A 16,808-nucleotide genomic window follows, 5' to 3' on the forward strand; every position below is an offset into this window, starting at 1 on the left:
TGATAAAAAATAAATGAGGTGCTTTTTATGAAACAAGTGTCAACGATCTTTTTGAAGATAGCCGTTATTCTTATTGGAATGCCGGTTCTTGCTTTGTGCATCTTTGTGGTGCCTAAGATTGCGAATTTTGCAGCAGAATTATATCCGGATATGACTTATTTGAAATATCTCGTTTTAATCGATTTGTATGCATCGGCGATACCTTTTTACTTTGCTCTATATCAAGCCTTTAAACTTTTAAGCTATATTGACAAGAACAAAGCTTTCTCGGAATTATCTGTAAGAGCTTTAAAGACTATAAAAAATTGTGCAATCACAATCAGCAGCTTGTATGTGGTAGGAATGCCGCTCTTTTATCTCATGGCGGAGATGGACGACGCCCCAGGCATCATAGTAATCGGATTGGTCGTCATTTTTGCTTCAATGGTGATTGCAGTCTTTGCTGCTGTTCTTCAAAGGCTTTTGCAAGAGGCCATCGATATAAAATCAGAAAATGACTTAATAGTCTGAGGTGAATAACATGGCAATTATAATCAATATTGATGTGATGCTGGCTAAAAGGAAAATGAGTGTTACAGAGCTTTCTGAGAGGGTTGGAATAACGATGGCTAACCTTTCCATATTGAAAAACGGCAAGGCAAAAGCGATTCGATTATCAACTTTAGAGGCGATTTGCAAGGCGTTAGAATGTCAGCCAGGAGATATTTTAGAATACCGGAATGATGAAGACACCCAAGGATAATGGTAAAGGGGAGTAAAACATGAATTTAACCAAAAAAAAATGGAGACACCAATCATGCGAGCACTAAAGCAACTCGTTCGGTTTGGTTGGGAGCAGGCCCTATCATGTTTGTTTCCTGCCGTTATTTTTGCCTCTTTGGCTATTACAAAATTCATTCCGCTTCCCTTCCTGCCGCGGTATGACTGGCTACTCATCATCTGCCTTCTGATGCAATGGTGGATGGTGCGTTCCGGGCTTGAAACACGGGATGAACTAAAGGTTATCACATTGTTCCACCTTATTGGACTTGCTCTTGAACTTTTCAAGGTACATATGGGCTCTTGGACTTATCCAGAGGAAGGTATTTTTAAAATCTTTGGAGTGCCTCTGTATAGCGGATTCATGTACGCAAGTGTAGCGAGTTATCTTTGCCAGGCGTGGAGGAGGTTAAAGGTTGAACTGGTCAAGTGGCCGCCGTTTTTGGTCGTTGTATCTCTTGCAGCTGCGATTTATTTGAATTTTTTCACCCACCATTATTGGATTGATGTTCGTTGGTGGTTATCTGGACTTGTCATCATCGTCTTTTGGCGGTCATGGGTCACATACGAGGTTGGTGGAACTCGATATCGTATGCCAATCGCGCTTTCTTTTGTGCTCATCGGATTTTTTATATGGATAGCCGAAAATATCGCAACGTTCTTTGGAGCTTGGGAATATCCAAACCAAACCGACGCATGGAGTCTCGTTCATCTAGGAAAGGTAAGCTCATGGCTCTTATTAGTGATTGTTAGTTTTCTTATAGTAGCGACGCTAAAGCAGGTTAAGGGGAAAGATTCCACTAAGATGGATGCTAATCATTTTTTATAAAATGACTTCACACCAAGAAAATAAATAAGTAAAGACGACACATTAATCGATATATAAATTGTGTCGTCTTTGTTTTTCTATGCTTTTATATACTTGATCACATAATGGTAATGCGGTGTCATATTCCGAATTTCTACAAAAGTAAAATCACCTTCACTCATTCCTATGAAACAAGTTTTAATCCCACTGCTGCGCCAAGGACCATGGCTATAAAAACGACCCTTCGCCAATCTTTGGATTCCCCATATAATAGCATCCCGATTATCGCTCCGCCTGATGCGCCGATTCCTGTCCAGATAGCATAAGCCGTCCCCATCGGCAAGGTTTTCATGGCATAAGCAAGAAAAAGGAAACTTGCTCCAAATCCGATGAATAACAGCAGCAAGGATTGCCAATTACGGTCTTTGTGCAATTTATTTATCATCGCTACCCCAAACATTTCAAATAGCCCCGCTAAGATTAAAGAGACCCAAGCCATTATGATTCATCCCCTTTCTCAGCCTTATCATCAGTCACTAGCTTCAAACCGATCACCCCTGATAATAAGAGGAGGATCAATAGCGTTTTGCTCAGCTTGAAGGATTCCCCAAAGAAAATGATTTCGGAAAAAACGGTACCGGCTGTCCCCATACCGACAAAAACGGCATATACCGTTCCGACAGGAAGCTTCCTGCCAGCCATTATCATCAAGTAAAAACTGATGATGATCGAAATGACCGTTCCAGACCAAGTCCAAAAGTCATCTGCATGTTTTAAGCCAATCACCCAAAATACTTCAAAAAAAGCTGCAATGAATACTTTAATCCAGTTTGTGCTCATGAAATATCGCACCTCCGATTTTATTCTTTACCAAAAAAACAAAAAAAGCCCAAGAGATAACTGTTAAACAGTTTCTCCCAGGCTTTTATCCTTCCGTGACACAGCATGCTGTGAGTTTTCTCTCGGACCAGACCAGCAATAAGACGCACTGCGGAACCCTAGAAAACCTTTGACATATGCAATTACCTTTCATTATACATACTTTTTGAACTTACTCAAGGTAAAAGTTTAATGAAAAAATGGATGGTGAGCTTTTTGCCACTTTAAAAAATCATCAATTAATCATGACCTGTCAATGGAAAAAAAGAACGTAGTCAGTTTCTGTTTTCAGGTCGAAAAAGCCCCGAAATCTTATCCGGGGCTTTTTTGACTTGCTCTTTAGGCACTCACTGTCCGTTTCCGGGATGAACCTTGTTTTTTATGTGATACATAGCTATGCAGGATCATTCCTATGATGACGATAAAGATACCGAACCACGATAACGGAGAAGGGATCGGTAAAGATAGGAATAGCAATTCGCCGGCTAGGGCAAAAAGGACCTCCATCGATTGTGTAGCTTCGACTGAAGCTAATTTCTGCATATTTCCACTTACCAAATCGGTCGCTTTGAAAAAAAGGACCGTGGCAATGACACCTGAAAATAGTGCGACCAAAAGGGATTGGAAACTCTGCATCTTCGTCGGCGCCCCTACTGTAAAGAAACCGTACAGTGAAAGCAGGAACCAGAATGGCAAACTCGCCAAAGTCATTCCCAATACACGCTGGTAAGCATCCAAACGTCCTTCGGATACTTCCATCATTTTGCGATTTCCCAAAGGATATGCAAACGAGGCGATTACGATTGGAATCACTCCCAGCCAAAGATTGGCCATAGAAATATGCTTGGTGTGTTCCAGTTGCATCAGGGTGATTCCTAGCAGGATGATCATGGACATGAGGAGACCTTTCACCGAAACCTTTCCTCTTTGCCTTTCGAGCCCATCTTTCGTTTGCACATTTTCAAAAAACAGCGGCGCAAGTAATGCACCCGAAATGATCGTGATTTGCCAAGTGCCGGCGATTAGCCAGCCAGGTGAGTAGGCGGATGCAAAGCATAAAGGAGCATAAAATAACCCAAAACCGACAAAACTCCAAAGCAGCCAAGGACCTGGTTTTTCTCTCATCACTCGTAAAAGGGGACGCAGATTTTTTCTGCTTAATACGATACAAAACAGAAAAGGCACCATAAAGAAATAACGCAGCGAAGCACTCCATATCCAACTGCCGCCAGACAACTCCATGGCCTGATTCAAAACAAAAGTAAATGCAAAAAAGAAAGCAGAACAAATACCTAATATAATCGGACGCAATTGACTCACCTCAATCTGTTTTATGAGTCAGTAAGACTCTGGAAGGATGGCAATCGTTTCGGCTTTCTGGAAGATTTATCAGAAATATCTACTGTGTCAATTTTCGCAATATTATAAGCGATCAATTTAAATTGTCCATCAAAAGCAAAAGAAAATCAACAGGATTCTTTTAGGCTAGCGAAATTCATTCACTATAATTCGACATGGAATGAAAAGAATGCTAGTTGGAATTAAATGAAGACGTTTCCATTTTAATATTTTAATTAACAAAATGTACCAACAAAACAAGCAGGAAATATTGTTATGACGCGTGTTATAAAGGAATTACTAATATTTTATATAAAAATCATATAGAGGCAGATAATATACGAAGATACGAGAATTGACGAATATGGGAAGGAGTGGTATCTTTATAGAAGTGCAAATAATGTCGAATGGTGACGAAATATATAGATGCAACATTCGCAAGAAAGTTAGTGGGGTAAATTAAATGAAATCTACAGGTATTGTACGTAAAGTTGACGAATTAGGACGGGTAGTCATTCCAATTGAACTACGCCGAACATTAGGAATTAATGAGAAAGACGCTCTGGAGATTTATGTAGAACAAGAGCGCATCATCCTTCAAAAATATAAACCAAACATGACTTGTCAGGTTACAGGTGAAGTTTCCGATGACAATATGAAACTTGTTGACGGTAAATTAATACTTAGCCCTGAAGGTGCCGAACTTCTAATTAAAGAAATTCAAGCCAGCATGGAAACTGCTAAATAATTAATATGCTAGATAAATAGCATCCAAGTGTAGGGAGGTTTTCCCTACACTTTTTTATATTAAATGGTGAAATAATAAAAATGATTCGATTCACGGACGAAACCATTCTTTTCATAAAGCTTCTGTGCTTTAACATTATCCTTACCTGTCTCCAGTGAAACCCCTTTGGCACCTGTTTCCCGTGCAAAAGTGATGGCCGCGTTCAATAACTCCTCGCCAAATCCCTTTTTGCGGGCGGACTCCCTCACGAATAAATCATTCAATACCCATGAACGCATCATACTGACAGATGAAAAAGAAGGGTATAATTGTACAAAACCAATAGGATTTCCTTCATCATAGGCCATAAAAACCACAGAATCCCCATTTGTCAGCCTTTCTCTTAAAAACTCCCTTGCACGACCAGGATCAGAGGTTTGCTCATAAAACACCCTGTATAAATCAAAAAGTTCCGTCAGTGATTCCAGCTCATGTAATGTAGCCTTCTGTATGCTCATAAATGGACCCCCAAATGTTAGAATAATCTAAATTTACCATTTAATCATGCTATCCGACAAATTCCGGACCACATTTTCCAGCACCAAAAATCTGGATGGAGCTCAAAAAGGGACCATCCTGATTTTTTTCATCATGTAGAGGGCTATTAAACCCAAGATGAGCAGCAAACTTATGAGATATCAGCGTTTATCCATAGAATGCAGCAGCAACTCACGATATATAGGCGTTTACTCGTGAGATTGTGCGATTTATTCGTGAGTTTAGAGCAAATACTCGTGAGTTTGGGCAATTTACTCGTGGAATTGGAGCAAATACTCGTGAATGGAGCAATACTCGTCGAAGGTAGCAGCAACCTCATGAGATATAAGCGTTTACTCGTGAGTTTGGTTGATTTACTCGTGAAATTGAAGCAAATACTCGTGAGTTTAGCCAATTTACTCGTGAATGGAGCATTATCCATAGAATGCAGCAGCAACCTCACGATATATAGGCGTTTATTCGTGAATTAAGCCAACTTTACTCGAGTGGTTTAGCTTCTAATCCGCCTGTGTTAAGGATATGAACATTTACGTTTATATCATGTATTGAATCCTTATCTAAATAATCCTTCGGCTCTTTTAAATGATTCTTTTGCCAGTATTTTGTTTCTTTGATATAAAGGGTGTTGCCTAAGTTTAAAGGGTCTGCGTTCTTTTGGAGCCCTGTTTTAAACGTTGTTTGGATTTCTTTTTTTATTTCATTTTCAAATTTTCTTTTTAATTTATCCATTTCTATTTGTGTGTCCAGTCCTTGGATTATGCCGGATACATCAATTTCAATCACAAACTTATATTTCCCATTCTTGAAAACTGGTTTTACTTTATGATCCGGATGGGAGAAAGAGGCATAGATGTCTTGCTTATTCATGGTAATGTTCACTGGAGTTTTGTTGGTCCTTTTAGTGAGCCAGCGGACACCGCTCAATTCTTTTTCAGAGAACCAGGGCTGGGACACTTTATAGTAAATGACAAATGCACCATCCATATAGAGACTTTTTCGATTTTTATCTTTTTCCTTCCAAACTTTATCGTTCCAGGAAATGGAGGGTAAAATGGTTGTAGATGCTTTTTCCCGCTGATTGGAATAATACCTTTGGACCGTAATGGGTTGGATGAATGATCTAATCCGGTATACATCATCCGGAAAATATAATGTCGTGTATAAAGGCGACAAATTAAAAAAGCCGTTAATGGAGAATAGCTCATCCATTGAACTTTTTGTGGCAAAAATATTGGCTGAGTATCTAAGCAATTGGTTTCTGTAAATATAATCCACTATTTCTGTGCTTTGCCGATTCAAAACATTTTCACTGATTACAAATGTGGATACATGCCCTATATAGAGAGACTGTTGAGTATTGCGCATTAGTTGATTAATGGCGATTGAAATGGACCGTCCTTTTTGTTTCCCTACATATACGGGAGGGGCTTGAGTCGGCTTCGATTCCGTTTTAGCTACAGCAGCGAAGTCTACAAGTTGCGTATATACAACGTATTCCCCATCTTTGTAATCTATCCCTATAGCTGTTATATAATGAAAATCCTGGATCGTTTTTTCGTCCCAGCAACCCGAAAGTAAAAAGATTAAAGGAAGGGTCAACAAAAAGTTACAGATGCGGAACATGACGCTACTGCCCCTTTCTAGTCTTATCTTGAGCTGCCAAGGATCGCTTGCTAAGGGAGTTCCATGGCCTCATTACTAATGAATCCAGTATTTTAATGAATCTTGGTGGGTTTAGCCCATCAAGATAAGCAACCCCGAAGGAATCCAGTCTGGATAATAAAGTGACAATGGTGAGTAAACCGATTATCATGCCGTAGATTCCATAAATACAGCTTAGTAACAAAACAAACATACGGAGTACAGTGACGGCAGATGTTAAAGACTGGTTTACAAGTGTATAAGATGCGACAGAGGTTACGGCAGTGACCACAAGCATGGTTTGTGAGGTCAGTCCTGCCCTTATCGCGGCATCACCGACAATGAGACCGCCTACAACGGCAACTGTCTGCCCAACCGCTTTAGGTAACCTGACTCCGGATTCACGGAATAATTCAAATAAAATGAGCATGAGAATGAATTCCATCGTGGCAGATAAGGGGAGTCCCAGCCTTGAAAGGGTTATGGTGGCTAGTAACGGAAACGGCACCTGTTCAATATTGAAAGCGGAAATGGATATCCAAAACCCGGGCAATAAAATCGTTATCCCAATCCCTAAAACACGAAGAAGTCGCTCAAGGCTTACAAATAGATATGGGAGATTCGAATCTTCTGCAGTTTTTATTTGCAATAGTAAGGTAGAAGGAGCCACTATTATGGTAGGCATACCGTCGATGATCAGAATGAATCTTCCTTGATTGAGTGCTTCCACTGCAAAATCAGGGCGGCTCGTGTAATGAGTGAGTGGGAATATACTATATTTAGCATTTGAAATCAATTCCTCCAGTTGTTGACTGCTCACCAATATATCAATATCAATGGAGTTAAGCTTGGACCTTACATTTTTGACCAGTTCGATGTCAATAATGTCATCCATGTACATTAGAGCGACTTTCGTTTGACTGCGCCTGCCAACGATAAAGTCTTCATAGACAAGCGATTTCGTTTTCAGACGTTTTCTGATTAAAGCGGTATTCATTGATAAATCCTCGACAAATCCATCTCTTGGACCCCTTACCGAGACCTCGAAAGAAGACTCCTCAGGCTGCCGGTTCGGAACTTTGGACAAATTTAGTGAATATAAATTTTGGCTTGACGGTATGAACAATAGGGCATTCCCAGAGAAAATCTCCTGTTGGACACTAATAAATTCACTATCAATAGTCACTTTCGTCAAATCTACCAATGGTTTTAGCTTGTTGATTGCCTCTTCCGCATCGATCCTCTCATCCAATTCCATCATTTTATTTAACTTTTCCAAAATTCCCTCGTTCAATAAACTGATATTAGCCATACCCGAGCAATAAAAAATAAGGACAGGAATGGGTCTTTCGGTTTCTCCGATATAAATCGTGTCAAACATGATATCTGAACTTGAACTGAATAACTCCCGAAAAGTCTCTTCCTTTAATTCAGGCAGGGTTGGCTCATTTTTGGATCGTTTCATTCTCATGTTTTTTACCCTCCTTAGAATTAATGAACGTGCCTATAAATAAAAAGGTGGACAAAATGATCAGGAAATATAAAGCGCCAGGGTAGTAAAAAGTTTGAGTTATATGCAAGAACTTGAAATTACTGTAGGGAACGATGGAGACGATCACCATAAGAAAACCTACAGCGAAGAGAATTCCTACCTTCATTTTGTTCGTTTTTCTATTAAAGACTTCCGTTATTAAGAATAAAGCTAGGGAAACACGGATATAGGCCCCAGCAAGCCATTGATAAATGGAAAAGAAATCTGTATGTTCAATATATTTTCCAATTGTCAGCAAACGCCATTGTTCATAGGCAGGGTATCTCATGGCTTCGGCTAATGTCGGTCCGAATTCAGCGATTCCAGCCGTTAATGGGCCGAAAACCAGAAAAACTAAACCAATACATAAGAAAACCAATGTCTTGTGACTAATCGTATCCGTAAGTTTTTCCTGAAAAAAGGTGAGTAAAACCAGTTCCATAAGACCATATGCAGCATATTGAAAGGATTTAATACCGTTAAAATAGCCATTCTCAAAAAGGGGAAGAAGATGACTATAATCTTTAGTCGGTATATTTCCAGTCGCAACCAAAATACCAAGTAACACGACAGCGGGCAATAATACGGAAGAACTGATGGCAATGGATCGCAAGCCTGAATGGGCCAAGAATATGCATAACAGGGTAAACGGGATGATAATGGCCAAACTTGGGGTTTCAAAAAGAAAGCTTGTAGTGATCCAATCAATCGTTTCCTTTGTAGTGGCCAAAACAAGGCTGATCAGGTAAATCACTATAAAGAATAAAGCGATATTTTTAATAAGTTTTCCAAATCTATTTTCTAGCCAATCCGTCAGGGATTGATTATTCATATTCTTGATTAACCTCGATAATATGTAGACCCAAATCGGGATCAACCCAATCGTAATGATAGAAAAAAACCAAGCATCCCTTCCGCCGGTGGATAGGAGGAAAGGGATCAAAATAACGTGATTAAGAAGGCCGATTGATAAAAAGAAGATGCCAAGGGTTTGTATCGAACTAATTTTCTTCAAGATGATCCTATCCCCATTTCCATTGTTTAAAGATTAGATTGATGCACATGCCATTCATTTGTTTATGGTTGCTAAATGTGGAAATAGTATACGTGCTAATAACATGGATTAAATTTCCTGCTGGTTAATGATGAGCATGGGAGCAAAGCAAAGTACACCGGCAAAAAGGATTTGTCAGCATCTATAAAGAATATATATAGATGCTATTTTTATTGAACATCAAGGAGGAATGAAGATGGATTTAAGATACCCGATTGGAAAGTTTCAGTTTGACGGGGAGATTACTAGTGTAGCCGAGGGGTGGCTCAACGAGATTAATGCTTTGCCTCGGATGCTGCGGGATACGGTAGGTAACATGGATGATGAACAGCTTGATACGGCTTATCGTCCTGGAGGATGGACGGTGCGCCAAGTGGTGCATCATGTTGCTGATAGTCATATGAATGCGTATATTCGCTTCAAATTGGCCCTTACGGAAGAAAGTCCGGTCATTAAACCATACGAAGAGGGGCAATGGGCAGAACTGCCTGATTATGATTTGCCGATTGAAATTTCTCTATCACTAATCGAAGCTGTACATATCCGCATGGGCAAACTTTTATCGGGTCTTCATTCAGACGACCTGAGCCGAACATTCATCCATCCCGATTCAGGAGAGGTAACTGTCGGTGAAAATATAGGCGTTTATGCCTGGCACGGACGCCATCATCTGGCTCATATTACTTCTTTATCAAAGCGCCAGGGATGGTTGAATATGACGGAGAAAGGTGTGTGATTACTGTGAACGCCGATGTGAAAATCGAACAATTAACATCAATCGAATACCATCTTAATGAACTTTCCGACCTTTTGGCGCAGGTTGTGGATGCTGGCGCGTCCATAGGTTTTTTACCTCCCATGGAACGGTCTGAGGCGATTGATTATTGGAGTAGTGCCATAAATCCTGAGGTGATTCTATTAGTTGCTAAATTACAGGGTAAGATAGTCGGGAGTGTACAGTTACATTTATGTTCAAAGCGGAACGGCGGCCATCGAGCGGAAATCGCAAAATTAATGACACATACTGGTTATAGACGAAATGGAATAGGACGTTCACTCATGCTAGAGGCTGAGAACAGGGTCAAGCAAGAGGGACGGACATTATTGGTCCTGGATACAAGGGAAGGGGATCCTTCTAACTCCCTGTATACATCATTGGGATATATTCAGGCAGGCAGGATTCCTGATTATGCGAAATCGGCAAATGGTGAATTACATCCGACCATTTTTTATTATAAAAATAAGATTGGGTAACGAATTGAAAGGGGTGAATCTAAGTGCAAGCTGTCATCGAAAAAGAAGGTAATGGGATTATCGCAAGATTCGATCGCCTGCTCAATCATTCGGTTGAAAAGGTATGGAGTGCTTTAACGGAGAATGATAAGGTGGAAAAGTGGATGTCCAACCTGGAGATGAAGGACCTTCGAAAAGACGGGACCATAAAATTCAATTTCAATGATGGGTCAGGGAAATCTTTTGATATGAAGATCAGGGACTTCCAAGAATCTGCCGTTTTAGATTTTGAATGGGGGGACGGCTGGGTTCGTTTCGAGGTATCCCCTGAAAAGGATGGATGCTCATTAGTATTGAAAGAATCCATCACGCCAGTTAATGATCATACATCAAAAGATTTGGCAGGCTGGCATATATGCCTTGATATGTTTAGTGATTTACTTGATGGTCATCATCAGGACTTCCCGATGGATGAATGGGAAAATTGGCATAAGGAATATACGGCCGCCGTCAAACGAATTGATGGATGAATGACATGTGTGGCATGCAGGTGGATACATAAGGAAGCGGAACAATTAATTTCGGCCAAAGCCGAAGTGATGCTTCTGCCATGAAGGAAGTTTTTAATTGATATTCCAGTTGGCTCCATGTTAAGATGACTTTAACTTTTAAGAAATGGAGGTTTTCCTTGTGACATTTATCAGACTGCGTTTCCAATCTTTGAACCGTTAATTGAATACGTTCAAGGGCTCTGCATGTCCGCAGGGTAAATGGGAATGGTCTGTCTATTTTTAAGGAAACCTTCATTTTACGCTTTTATGAAAAAAAGAGACGATTTCAACCTCTTTTTTTGCTGTCCAGCTGAAGCCGCGGGAACCTTTGTGGATCAAAGGTTTTCGCTAATCCAGTTGACTTTAAAATAGAAGAATTATTAAGGGGAGAAATACTTTACCTATCCAAGGTGGTCATTTTGGATACGTGTAAAGTGGTGAATTCTCCATTGTATTGACCAAACCGAACGCCAGTGGGAGATTATTTTTTATCGTGAAAATAATTATCCTATCAGGTTTCTTTAGATAGGTTCTGATCCATTTACTCTAAACACAGGCAGATAGCCTGTGTTTTTTTTTAGGGCGTTAAGAAAAAAATATTGAAAATAGAATGAGGTGTTTAAGAGATGAAATCATTAAATGAACAAGTAAAAGACAATTGGAAAAAGAATATCACTCTTTTTCTAGGCAGTCAGACCATATCCCTCTTTGGTTCGTCCTTAGTTCAGTATGCCATCATGTGGTATATCACGTTGAATACACAGTCGGGTGTCATGATGACGATATCCATCGTTTGTGGTTTCGTGCCTACTTTTATACTCTCCCCAATCGCGGGGGTATGGGCAGACCGCTATAATCGGAAGATGCTGATCATTCTTTCGGATTCATTGATTGCCATTTCAACGCTGATATTGGCCATCTTGTTTTTAATCGGCTACGATGAGCTTTGGCTGCTTTTCGTCATGTCCGCTGTCCGGGCGATCGGAACTGGAATCCAGACTCCTGCGGTCGGGGCCATTCTTCCGCAGCTTGTGCCAGAGGATAAGCTTACGAAGGTGAATGGGACAAATGGAAGTATTCAAGCGCTGGTGATGCTCGTTTCCCCCATGGTGAGCGGCGCGCTGCTTACGATGGCTTCAATCGAAACCATTTTCTTCATTGATGTGATTACAGCTGCAATTGCCATCTTCACATTGCTGGCATTTTTGAAAATTCCAGCACATGCGAAGGCATTACAAAAGCAAACAACCAGCTATTTCACCGATTTGCAAGAAGGATTCAGTTATATCAGGAATCACGACTTTCTTAAGAAGTTCTTTATGTTTTTCGCATTTTTCTTCGTGCTTGCCGCACCTGTTGCATTTCTTACACCGCTTCAGGTCACACGCTCTTTCGGGAATGATGTTTGGCGGTTGACTGCGATAGAAATCACCTTTGCCATCGGTATGATGCTAGGCGGGATTTTCATGGCTTCCTGGGGAGGCTTTAAAAACAAGATCCATACGATGACACTTGCAAGCCTTATAATTGGTGCCTGTACTTTCGCTCTTGGAATCATCCCCGTTTTCTGGATTTACTTGATCATCATGGGGGTAGTGGGATTGGCGATGCCCATTTTTAATACGCCGTCCATGGTCTTGTTACAGGAGAAGGTCGAGGGTGATCTTCTTGGGAGGGTATTTGGTGTTTTAGGAATGATCTCGACTTCCATGATGCCCCTGGGAATGCTTGTATTCGGACCGATATCCGACATCATTAAAATAGAATGGCTCCTTATAGGAACTGGTATATTGCTGTTCATTCAAGGATTTTTCCTGCTGGGCAGCAAAGTGTTGATCGAAGCCGGAAAACCAATCTCGAAAGATGCCCTCGAGTAATGGTACACGTAACGCCATGTGTGATGAAAAACTGGAGCCTGAAGGGTATTGGATATTTGGCAGCACTCCAGTTATTTATTAATGTCACACCATGAAAGTCATCATTAGATTGGCTAAGGAGGAAAAGATGGATTTTTTGAGAAAGTTATTTAATTGGATGGTAGTTATCGGAATGATCCTACTTATAGGACGACTGCTTACGATGGCGTTTTTATTTCTGGAAATTCCATTTACGACCTTTTTTAAGGACTACAGTCTCATTTCGATCATCATTTTAATAATAGGTGCAATTGGTCAGCAATTCACCAAGCCAGGTAAAAAGTAAATGAGGTATCTTCTTTCCTTTTTCATGGAAATGATCAGCTTCGAATCAAAAAGACCGACATATTCTATTGTCGGTCTATAGTTTTTTATATTTAAAAAACGTTCCAGTTGATTTCGGAAATCCGCACCCTTTCCGCCGGCTGCCTGCCAAGCCTCATCAAAGCAAGCGTCTTTGGGTCTTGGCTAGCCAGTTATTCGGCAGGAGTGTCGCAAATTTCTTCAATCTAGTGAGGGTTTAAAAAACATGAAGGATAAACAAGTCTTCTTTTAAAACCATGGTTCGGGATGAGACCAATCCGATCCTCCTATTGCAATTAACTTTTCAATATACAAAACATCTTACACAGTTAATAAATGATTTGGAGCATACGCTGGGGGAATTCCAGATAAAGAATTAAAGGAACGGGGGAGGCCACTAAGTGGTTTCCCCTTTTTTGTGTATTGCCATTTTACCATTCTGCAGGCACTTGACCCTGATTCGTTTAACGAGGCATCTCTCTTTAGTGGACAAAATCGCACTAGAAGTACAAAAGTACAAATTTAGAGGGGCTGGTCAAGTATCCATGCTTTTTTTACAAAGGGGAATAATATATAGGAATCGGACAAGTAGGGTCCAATGGCTCAAGGCCCAAAAAGCGGGACTATTTTTGTTGTCATACCAATAACGACGATGGTGACACTGCTCCACCCAGTAATGCAATCGCATCACTCATCACTATCTCCTCATTTTCCATTGCTGCATATCCAAGATTTAATCTGAGATAGATTACTAGATTAAAAATCTTATGGTGCTTCCCAGGATGATGTAAACATGGTGTCCATAAAAGGCGGAAAACAACTTGCTTGAGTTAACGACAGCCAATGAATAATGTGTTTTTGAAGCTTTCACATAGTAAAACGGTGTACATGCCATAGATTCATAGAAACGAGGGGAAGGCCATTAATGCTTTCCCCTTAATTACTTCTGCTAGATGATGGGTGACACCAATGGATTCGGGTTCCTGATCAAAAAACCATCGCCTTCGTAATCAATTTCCGTTTGATCTGTAAAATGGGAGTCCGATGGGTCGATCAACATTTTTATATCATGTAAAACGAGTATTTCCTCGTGCTCCATTTTAGAGATTGCCAAGCTTAATGTATAGTTCATCTGGTTACAGCAAGGTCTGTTTATGCCAAACCTCAAATACGTTTCCCCTCCCAAACTATGCTGCATATTTTTAATTGCCTGCTGGGCTTTCTCTGTCATTTTTATCAAAATGTTCACTCCTATATCGTTATCCACTTCATAAAAAGGGCAAGCCGTATATGCACGACTTTATCATGACCGGGATTCCTCTAATCTAACTTTACCCATTCTGCACAAAAAAATAAAATCCTCTAGGATTTCTTCGATTTCCAACTTATCTCGATGAGGTGAAAATTTACAGTATAGGAATATTGATTTATTTTCAAGGTGTTTCATTGACCGCGAACGAATTTTTTTGTAAAAAATAGGCTAAATGTTTTATTAGGTTCGCCGATAATATTGTTGTGGTGAGAGTTAAGGCACATCTGTTTGGATGGGTGATAGGATAAAAGATTCATATGATGGAGTTTACTTGAACATCGTATTTAAAAATATTTCAGCTTTAAAGGAAGGGTTAAAATGTTTAATGGAAAATTAAGCGGTATGATACTTACATTGGTATTAATGGTCAATTTCACTTTTTTACCTGGCTTTAAGGCCGAGGCAGCAGATCCTGTGCATACTGTAACCACTGGCGAAACGGTAGAATCGATTGCGAAGACATACGAGATATCGGCTGAGCAATTAATGAAAACGAATGGTTTACCGGATGATAAGTTATTTGCGGGCCAAAGGTTGACAATCATTCAAACGGCGTATACTCCTTCCATCTATCAATGGTCGGAGAGAGGAAAAAAAATTTCAAACTATGCGAAATCTTTTATAGGGTTTAAAAAGACAGCTGGAGAGGAGACGCCTGAAAAAGGGTTTGATTCGAGCGGATTGATTCATTGGGTGCTTTCCCAGCAAAATGTGCCGGTCGACCGTTTGACAGTGGATGGTTTTTATAAGCAAGGGATGGATACAGCCACTCCGAAAACCGGGGATATTATATTCTTTCTGGAAAAAGACAGCTTTAAAGTCGTGACTGCGGGTATTTATATCGGCAAAAACCAATTTGTCAATTCTGGATATGGTGCAGAAACGGTTCAGGTGAGATCCACTACAGAAGATTACTTTGCAAAATACCGAGTGGCGTACAAAACATATACGCCTAAAGGAGAGCATATCGTCCAAACGGGAGAAACGCTTAAAAGTATATCGGAGAATTACAGCATTTCCATGAGTACGATCAAAAGTCGTAACGCTTTAAGTACGGATGAATTGATGCAAGGGCAGTATCTTCAACTATACAGCAACCCGTTGTATCCGTTTTATGTAAACCAGGAGGCTGCATATGATAAAGCATATGATGTCATCAAGTATGCATACACTCTACGCGGATTCAACTATGTTTTCGGGGGAGAAGATCCGATGATTGGAATGGATTGCAGCGGATTCATTTATTGGGTCATGAAGGAACAGGGCCTTTCAGTAAAACGGGGTTCTGCAGCAGATTACTTCTCATTACTGCCCAAAATCGAAAATCCAAAGGCAGGGGATTTAGTGTTTTTTAGGGACACAGGAACAAGGCTGGGGGTGACCCACGTAGGTATTTATCTAGGTGATGGCCGTTTTCTCCATACAACGGAAAACACGGGCGTTCATATCTCCAATCTTTCGTCAGGTTATTTTGCCGAGAAATTCGAAAGCTTCGGTCAAGTTGAAAGCCTTATGGACTAAGAAGGCCATTCAATCTGTTTATATTCAAGAGTCGCTTTTTCAATGGCAGTAACGAACCGTTTAAAAAGATCACAGTGATTGACCCTGTTTTTACTGGTAAAGTCATCACATTTGAAAAAGCTTTTTCTAAGCTTAGTGGAAAGTTCTAATTGCACGCCTGCACCCGTTTTGGATATGTTGGTGATGTTGTTTCCTTTCATCCCTGAAAGGTGCTGCGGTGCATGATCAGTTTGAAATCCAGCTTTGTTGAGGCATTGCTGTATCAGGTTCTTAAAGGGTTCGTTCCTTCCGCCAATGTAAACCAGCGCATTATGTACGTCGTAGTGGCCATGGATGGAAAGGGTGGTTTGTGCGTTCGCTGCCATTGAAACGCCGACCGGTTCATTGAACAATCGGGGATGTTATATGGAGGACCTGGTTGCCCCTTGGTTTAAGACCTTCGAATAGATAGGTGCTTGCACAAAGCCTTTCTCCAAGTGCGGCTGCAATCTCGCTAGTTCCTGGTTCGATGTTCCCGCCATGTATGGCTAGAACTGCAATATCAGGATTCCTGTGATGAACGATGATACGGTAATCGAGGTCTTCTTGTTCATTTTGCTCTAATTCAATAAAATCAGTATAGTTATTTTCCTTCATGGTTATCCTCCGTATCTGTACTGGTTTTAATCTTTCACCCG

General features: G+C 40.5%; 23 protein-coding genes and 1 riboswitch. Of the genes, 12 read left to right on the top strand and 11 right to left on the bottom strand.

Annotated elements, in window-relative coordinates; all coding sequences use genetic code 11:
- Nucleotides 1-27: 27 nt before the first annotated feature.
- Genes V3595_RS02335 through V3595_RS02345 form a run of 3 tightly spaced genes read left to right on the top strand, consistent with a single transcriptional unit; the run spans nt 28 to nt 1,588 of the window.
- Nucleotides 28-510, top strand: a complete 483-nt coding sequence (locus tag V3595_RS02335) for a DUF2975 domain-containing protein (RefSeq protein ID WP_485905295.1) — start codon at nt 28-30, stop codon at nt 508-510.
- A 10-nt stretch (nt 511-520) separates the two neighbouring features.
- A complete protein-coding gene (locus V3595_RS02340) occupies nt 521-742 on the top strand; it encodes a helix-turn-helix domain-containing protein (RefSeq protein WP_101223077.1) in 222 nt (73 codons plus the stop codon).
- 54 nt (nt 743-796) lie between these two features.
- Nucleotides 797-1,588 carry a DUF817 domain-containing protein gene (locus V3595_RS02345; protein WP_241589402.1) on the top strand — a complete coding sequence of 264 codons (792 nt, stop codon included), beginning with the start codon at nt 797-799 and terminating at the stop codon, nt 1,586-1,588.
- A gap of 163 nt (nt 1,589-1,751) precedes the next feature.
- On the opposite strand, the gene V3595_RS02350 is transcribed toward V3595_RS02345, so the two are convergent.
- The 3 genes from V3595_RS02350 to V3595_RS02360 form a co-directional block, all read right to left on the bottom strand.
- Complete coding sequence (locus tag V3595_RS02350) at nt 1,752-2,066, bottom strand: DMT family transporter (protein ID WP_034309447.1); 315 nt, start codon at nt 2,064-2,066, stop codon at nt 1,752-1,754.
- Entirely contained in the window at nt 2,066-2,407 is a 342-nt protein-coding gene (locus V3595_RS02355; RefSeq protein ID WP_063232562.1) for a DMT family transporter, read from the bottom strand. Before V3595_RS02355 ends, V3595_RS02350 begins: the two co-directional genes overlap by 1 nt.
- A gap of 72 nt (nt 2,408-2,479) precedes the next feature.
- Nucleotides 2,480-2,580: riboswitch (guanidine-I (ykkC/yxkD leader) on the bottom strand.
- Between the two features lie 205 nt (nt 2,581-2,785).
- Nucleotides 2,786-3,757: a DMT family transporter gene (locus V3595_RS02360; RefSeq protein ID WP_485905296.1), complete on the bottom strand. Its 972-nt coding sequence runs from the start codon at nt 3,755-3,757 to the stop codon at nt 2,786-2,788.
- 490 nt (nt 3,758-4,247) lie between these two features.
- On the opposite strand from V3595_RS02360, the gene abrB reads away from it, so the two are divergent.
- Entirely contained in the window at nt 4,248-4,532 is a 285-nt protein-coding gene (abrB, locus tag V3595_RS02365; RefSeq protein ID WP_350299833.1) for a transition state genes transcriptional regulator AbrB, read from the top strand.
- 59 nt (nt 4,533-4,591) lie between these two features.
- On the opposite strand, the gene V3595_RS02370 is transcribed toward abrB, so the two are convergent.
- Nucleotides 4,592-5,029: a GNAT family N-acetyltransferase gene (locus tag V3595_RS02370; protein WP_485905297.1), complete on the bottom strand. Its 438-nt coding sequence runs from the start codon at nt 5,027-5,029 to the stop codon at nt 4,592-4,594.
- Nucleotides 5,030-5,227: 198 nt separating this feature from the next.
- Here V3595_RS02370 and V3595_RS02375 point away from each other — a divergent pair, with 198 nt between their 5' ends.
- On the top strand, nt 5,228-5,539 hold the full coding sequence (locus V3595_RS02375; RefSeq protein ID WP_485905298.1) for a hypothetical protein: 312 nt from the start codon (nt 5,228-5,230) through the stop codon (nt 5,537-5,539).
- Nucleotides 5,540-5,546: 7 nt separating this feature from the next.
- Here V3595_RS02375 and V3595_RS02380 read toward each other — a convergent pair whose 3' ends face one another.
- Genes V3595_RS02380 through V3595_RS02390 form a run of 3 tightly spaced genes read right to left on the bottom strand, consistent with a single transcriptional unit; the run spans nt 5,547 to nt 9,256 of the window.
- Nucleotides 5,547-6,692, bottom strand: coding sequence for a Ger(x)C family spore germination protein (locus V3595_RS02380; RefSeq protein ID WP_485905299.1), 1,146 nt, complete (start codon nt 6,690-6,692; stop codon nt 5,547-5,549).
- 4 nt (nt 6,693-6,696) lie between these two features.
- On the bottom strand, nt 6,697-8,181 hold the full coding sequence (locus tag V3595_RS02385; protein ID WP_485905300.1) for a spore germination protein: 1,485 nt from the start codon (nt 8,179-8,181) through the stop codon (nt 6,697-6,699).
- Nucleotides 8,156-9,256 (bottom strand): GerAB/ArcD/ProY family transporter, encoded by a 1,101-nt coding sequence (locus V3595_RS02390; RefSeq protein ID WP_485905301.1) that lies wholly within the window; start codon nt 9,254-9,256, stop codon nt 8,156-8,158. The genes V3595_RS02385 and V3595_RS02390 overlap by 26 nt, the downstream gene beginning before the upstream one ends.
- Before the next feature lie 235 nt (nt 9,257-9,491).
- On the opposite strand from V3595_RS02390, the gene V3595_RS02395 reads away from it, so the two are divergent.
- From V3595_RS02395 to V3595_RS02405, 3 genes are read left to right on the top strand one after another with little or no spacing between them, the layout of a single operon-like run.
- Nucleotides 9,492-10,031 carry a YfiT family bacillithiol transferase gene (locus V3595_RS02395; protein ID WP_485905302.1) on the top strand — a complete coding sequence of 180 codons (540 nt, stop codon included), beginning with the start codon at nt 9,492-9,494 and terminating at the stop codon, nt 10,029-10,031.
- 5 nt (nt 10,032-10,036) lie between these two features.
- The gene (locus tag V3595_RS02400; protein ID WP_485905708.1) at nt 10,037-10,549 is read left to right on the top strand and encodes a GNAT family N-acetyltransferase; all 513 of its coding nucleotides are present in this window, start codon (nt 10,037-10,039) and stop codon (nt 10,547-10,549) included.
- Nucleotides 10,550-10,572: 23 nt separating this feature from the next.
- The gene (locus tag V3595_RS02405; protein WP_485905303.1) at nt 10,573-11,058 is read left to right on the top strand and encodes an SRPBCC family protein; all 486 of its coding nucleotides are present in this window, start codon (nt 10,573-10,575) and stop codon (nt 11,056-11,058) included.
- On the opposite strand, the gene V3595_RS02410 is transcribed toward V3595_RS02405, so the two are convergent.
- The gene (locus tag V3595_RS02410) at nt 11,039-11,335 is read right to left on the bottom strand and encodes a hypothetical protein (protein WP_485905304.1); all 297 of its coding nucleotides are present in this window, start codon (nt 11,333-11,335) and stop codon (nt 11,039-11,041) included. The genes V3595_RS02405 and V3595_RS02410 overlap by 20 nt on opposite strands.
- Before the next feature lie 370 nt (nt 11,336-11,705).
- Between V3595_RS02410 and V3595_RS02415 the strand changes: the two genes are divergently transcribed.
- The 3 genes from V3595_RS02415 to V3595_RS02425 all read left to right on the top strand — a co-directional run bounded on the left by V3595_RS02415 (nt 11,706) and on the right by V3595_RS02425 (nt 14,040).
- Entirely contained in the window at nt 11,706-12,956 is a 1,251-nt protein-coding gene (locus V3595_RS02415) for an MFS transporter (protein WP_485905305.1), read from the top strand.
- 127 nt (nt 12,957-13,083) lie between these two features.
- Nucleotides 13,084-13,281, top strand: coding sequence for a hypothetical protein (locus V3595_RS02420; RefSeq protein ID WP_485905306.1), 198 nt, complete (start codon nt 13,084-13,086; stop codon nt 13,279-13,281).
- A gap of 615 nt (nt 13,282-13,896) precedes the next feature.
- Nucleotides 13,897-14,040, top strand: coding sequence for a hypothetical protein (locus V3595_RS02425; protein ID WP_485905307.1), 144 nt, complete (start codon nt 13,897-13,899; stop codon nt 14,038-14,040).
- Between the two features lie 207 nt (nt 14,041-14,247).
- Here V3595_RS02425 and V3595_RS02430 read toward each other — a convergent pair whose 3' ends face one another.
- The gene (locus V3595_RS02430; RefSeq protein WP_485905710.1) at nt 14,248-14,529 is read right to left on the bottom strand and encodes a HesB/IscA family protein; all 282 of its coding nucleotides are present in this window, start codon (nt 14,527-14,529) and stop codon (nt 14,248-14,250) included.
- Nucleotides 14,530-14,928: 399 nt separating this feature from the next.
- Between V3595_RS02430 and V3595_RS02435 the strand changes: the two genes are divergently transcribed.
- Entirely contained in the window at nt 14,929-16,131 is a 1,203-nt protein-coding gene (locus V3595_RS02435) for a C40 family peptidase (protein WP_485905308.1), read from the top strand.
- Here V3595_RS02435 and V3595_RS02440 read toward each other — a convergent pair.
- Both V3595_RS02440 and V3595_RS02445 read right to left on the bottom strand, forming a co-directional pair.
- Nucleotides 16,128-16,523: a poly-gamma-glutamate hydrolase family protein gene (locus tag V3595_RS02440; RefSeq protein WP_485905309.1), complete on the bottom strand. Its 396-nt coding sequence runs from the start codon at nt 16,521-16,523 to the stop codon at nt 16,128-16,130. The two genes, V3595_RS02435 and V3595_RS02440, sit on opposite strands and share 4 nt — an antisense overlap.
- On the bottom strand, nt 16,513-16,767 hold the full coding sequence (locus V3595_RS02445; RefSeq protein ID WP_485905310.1) for a poly-gamma-glutamate hydrolase family protein: 255 nt from the start codon (nt 16,765-16,767) through the stop codon (nt 16,513-16,515). Before V3595_RS02445 ends, V3595_RS02440 begins: the two co-directional genes overlap by 11 nt.
- Nucleotides 16,768-16,808: the final 41 nt, after the last annotated feature.

Source organism: Bacillus sp. CFBP9009, assembly GCF_036541465.1.
Classification (GTDB): domain Bacteria; phylum Bacillota; class Bacilli; order Bacillales; family DSM-1321; genus Peribacillus.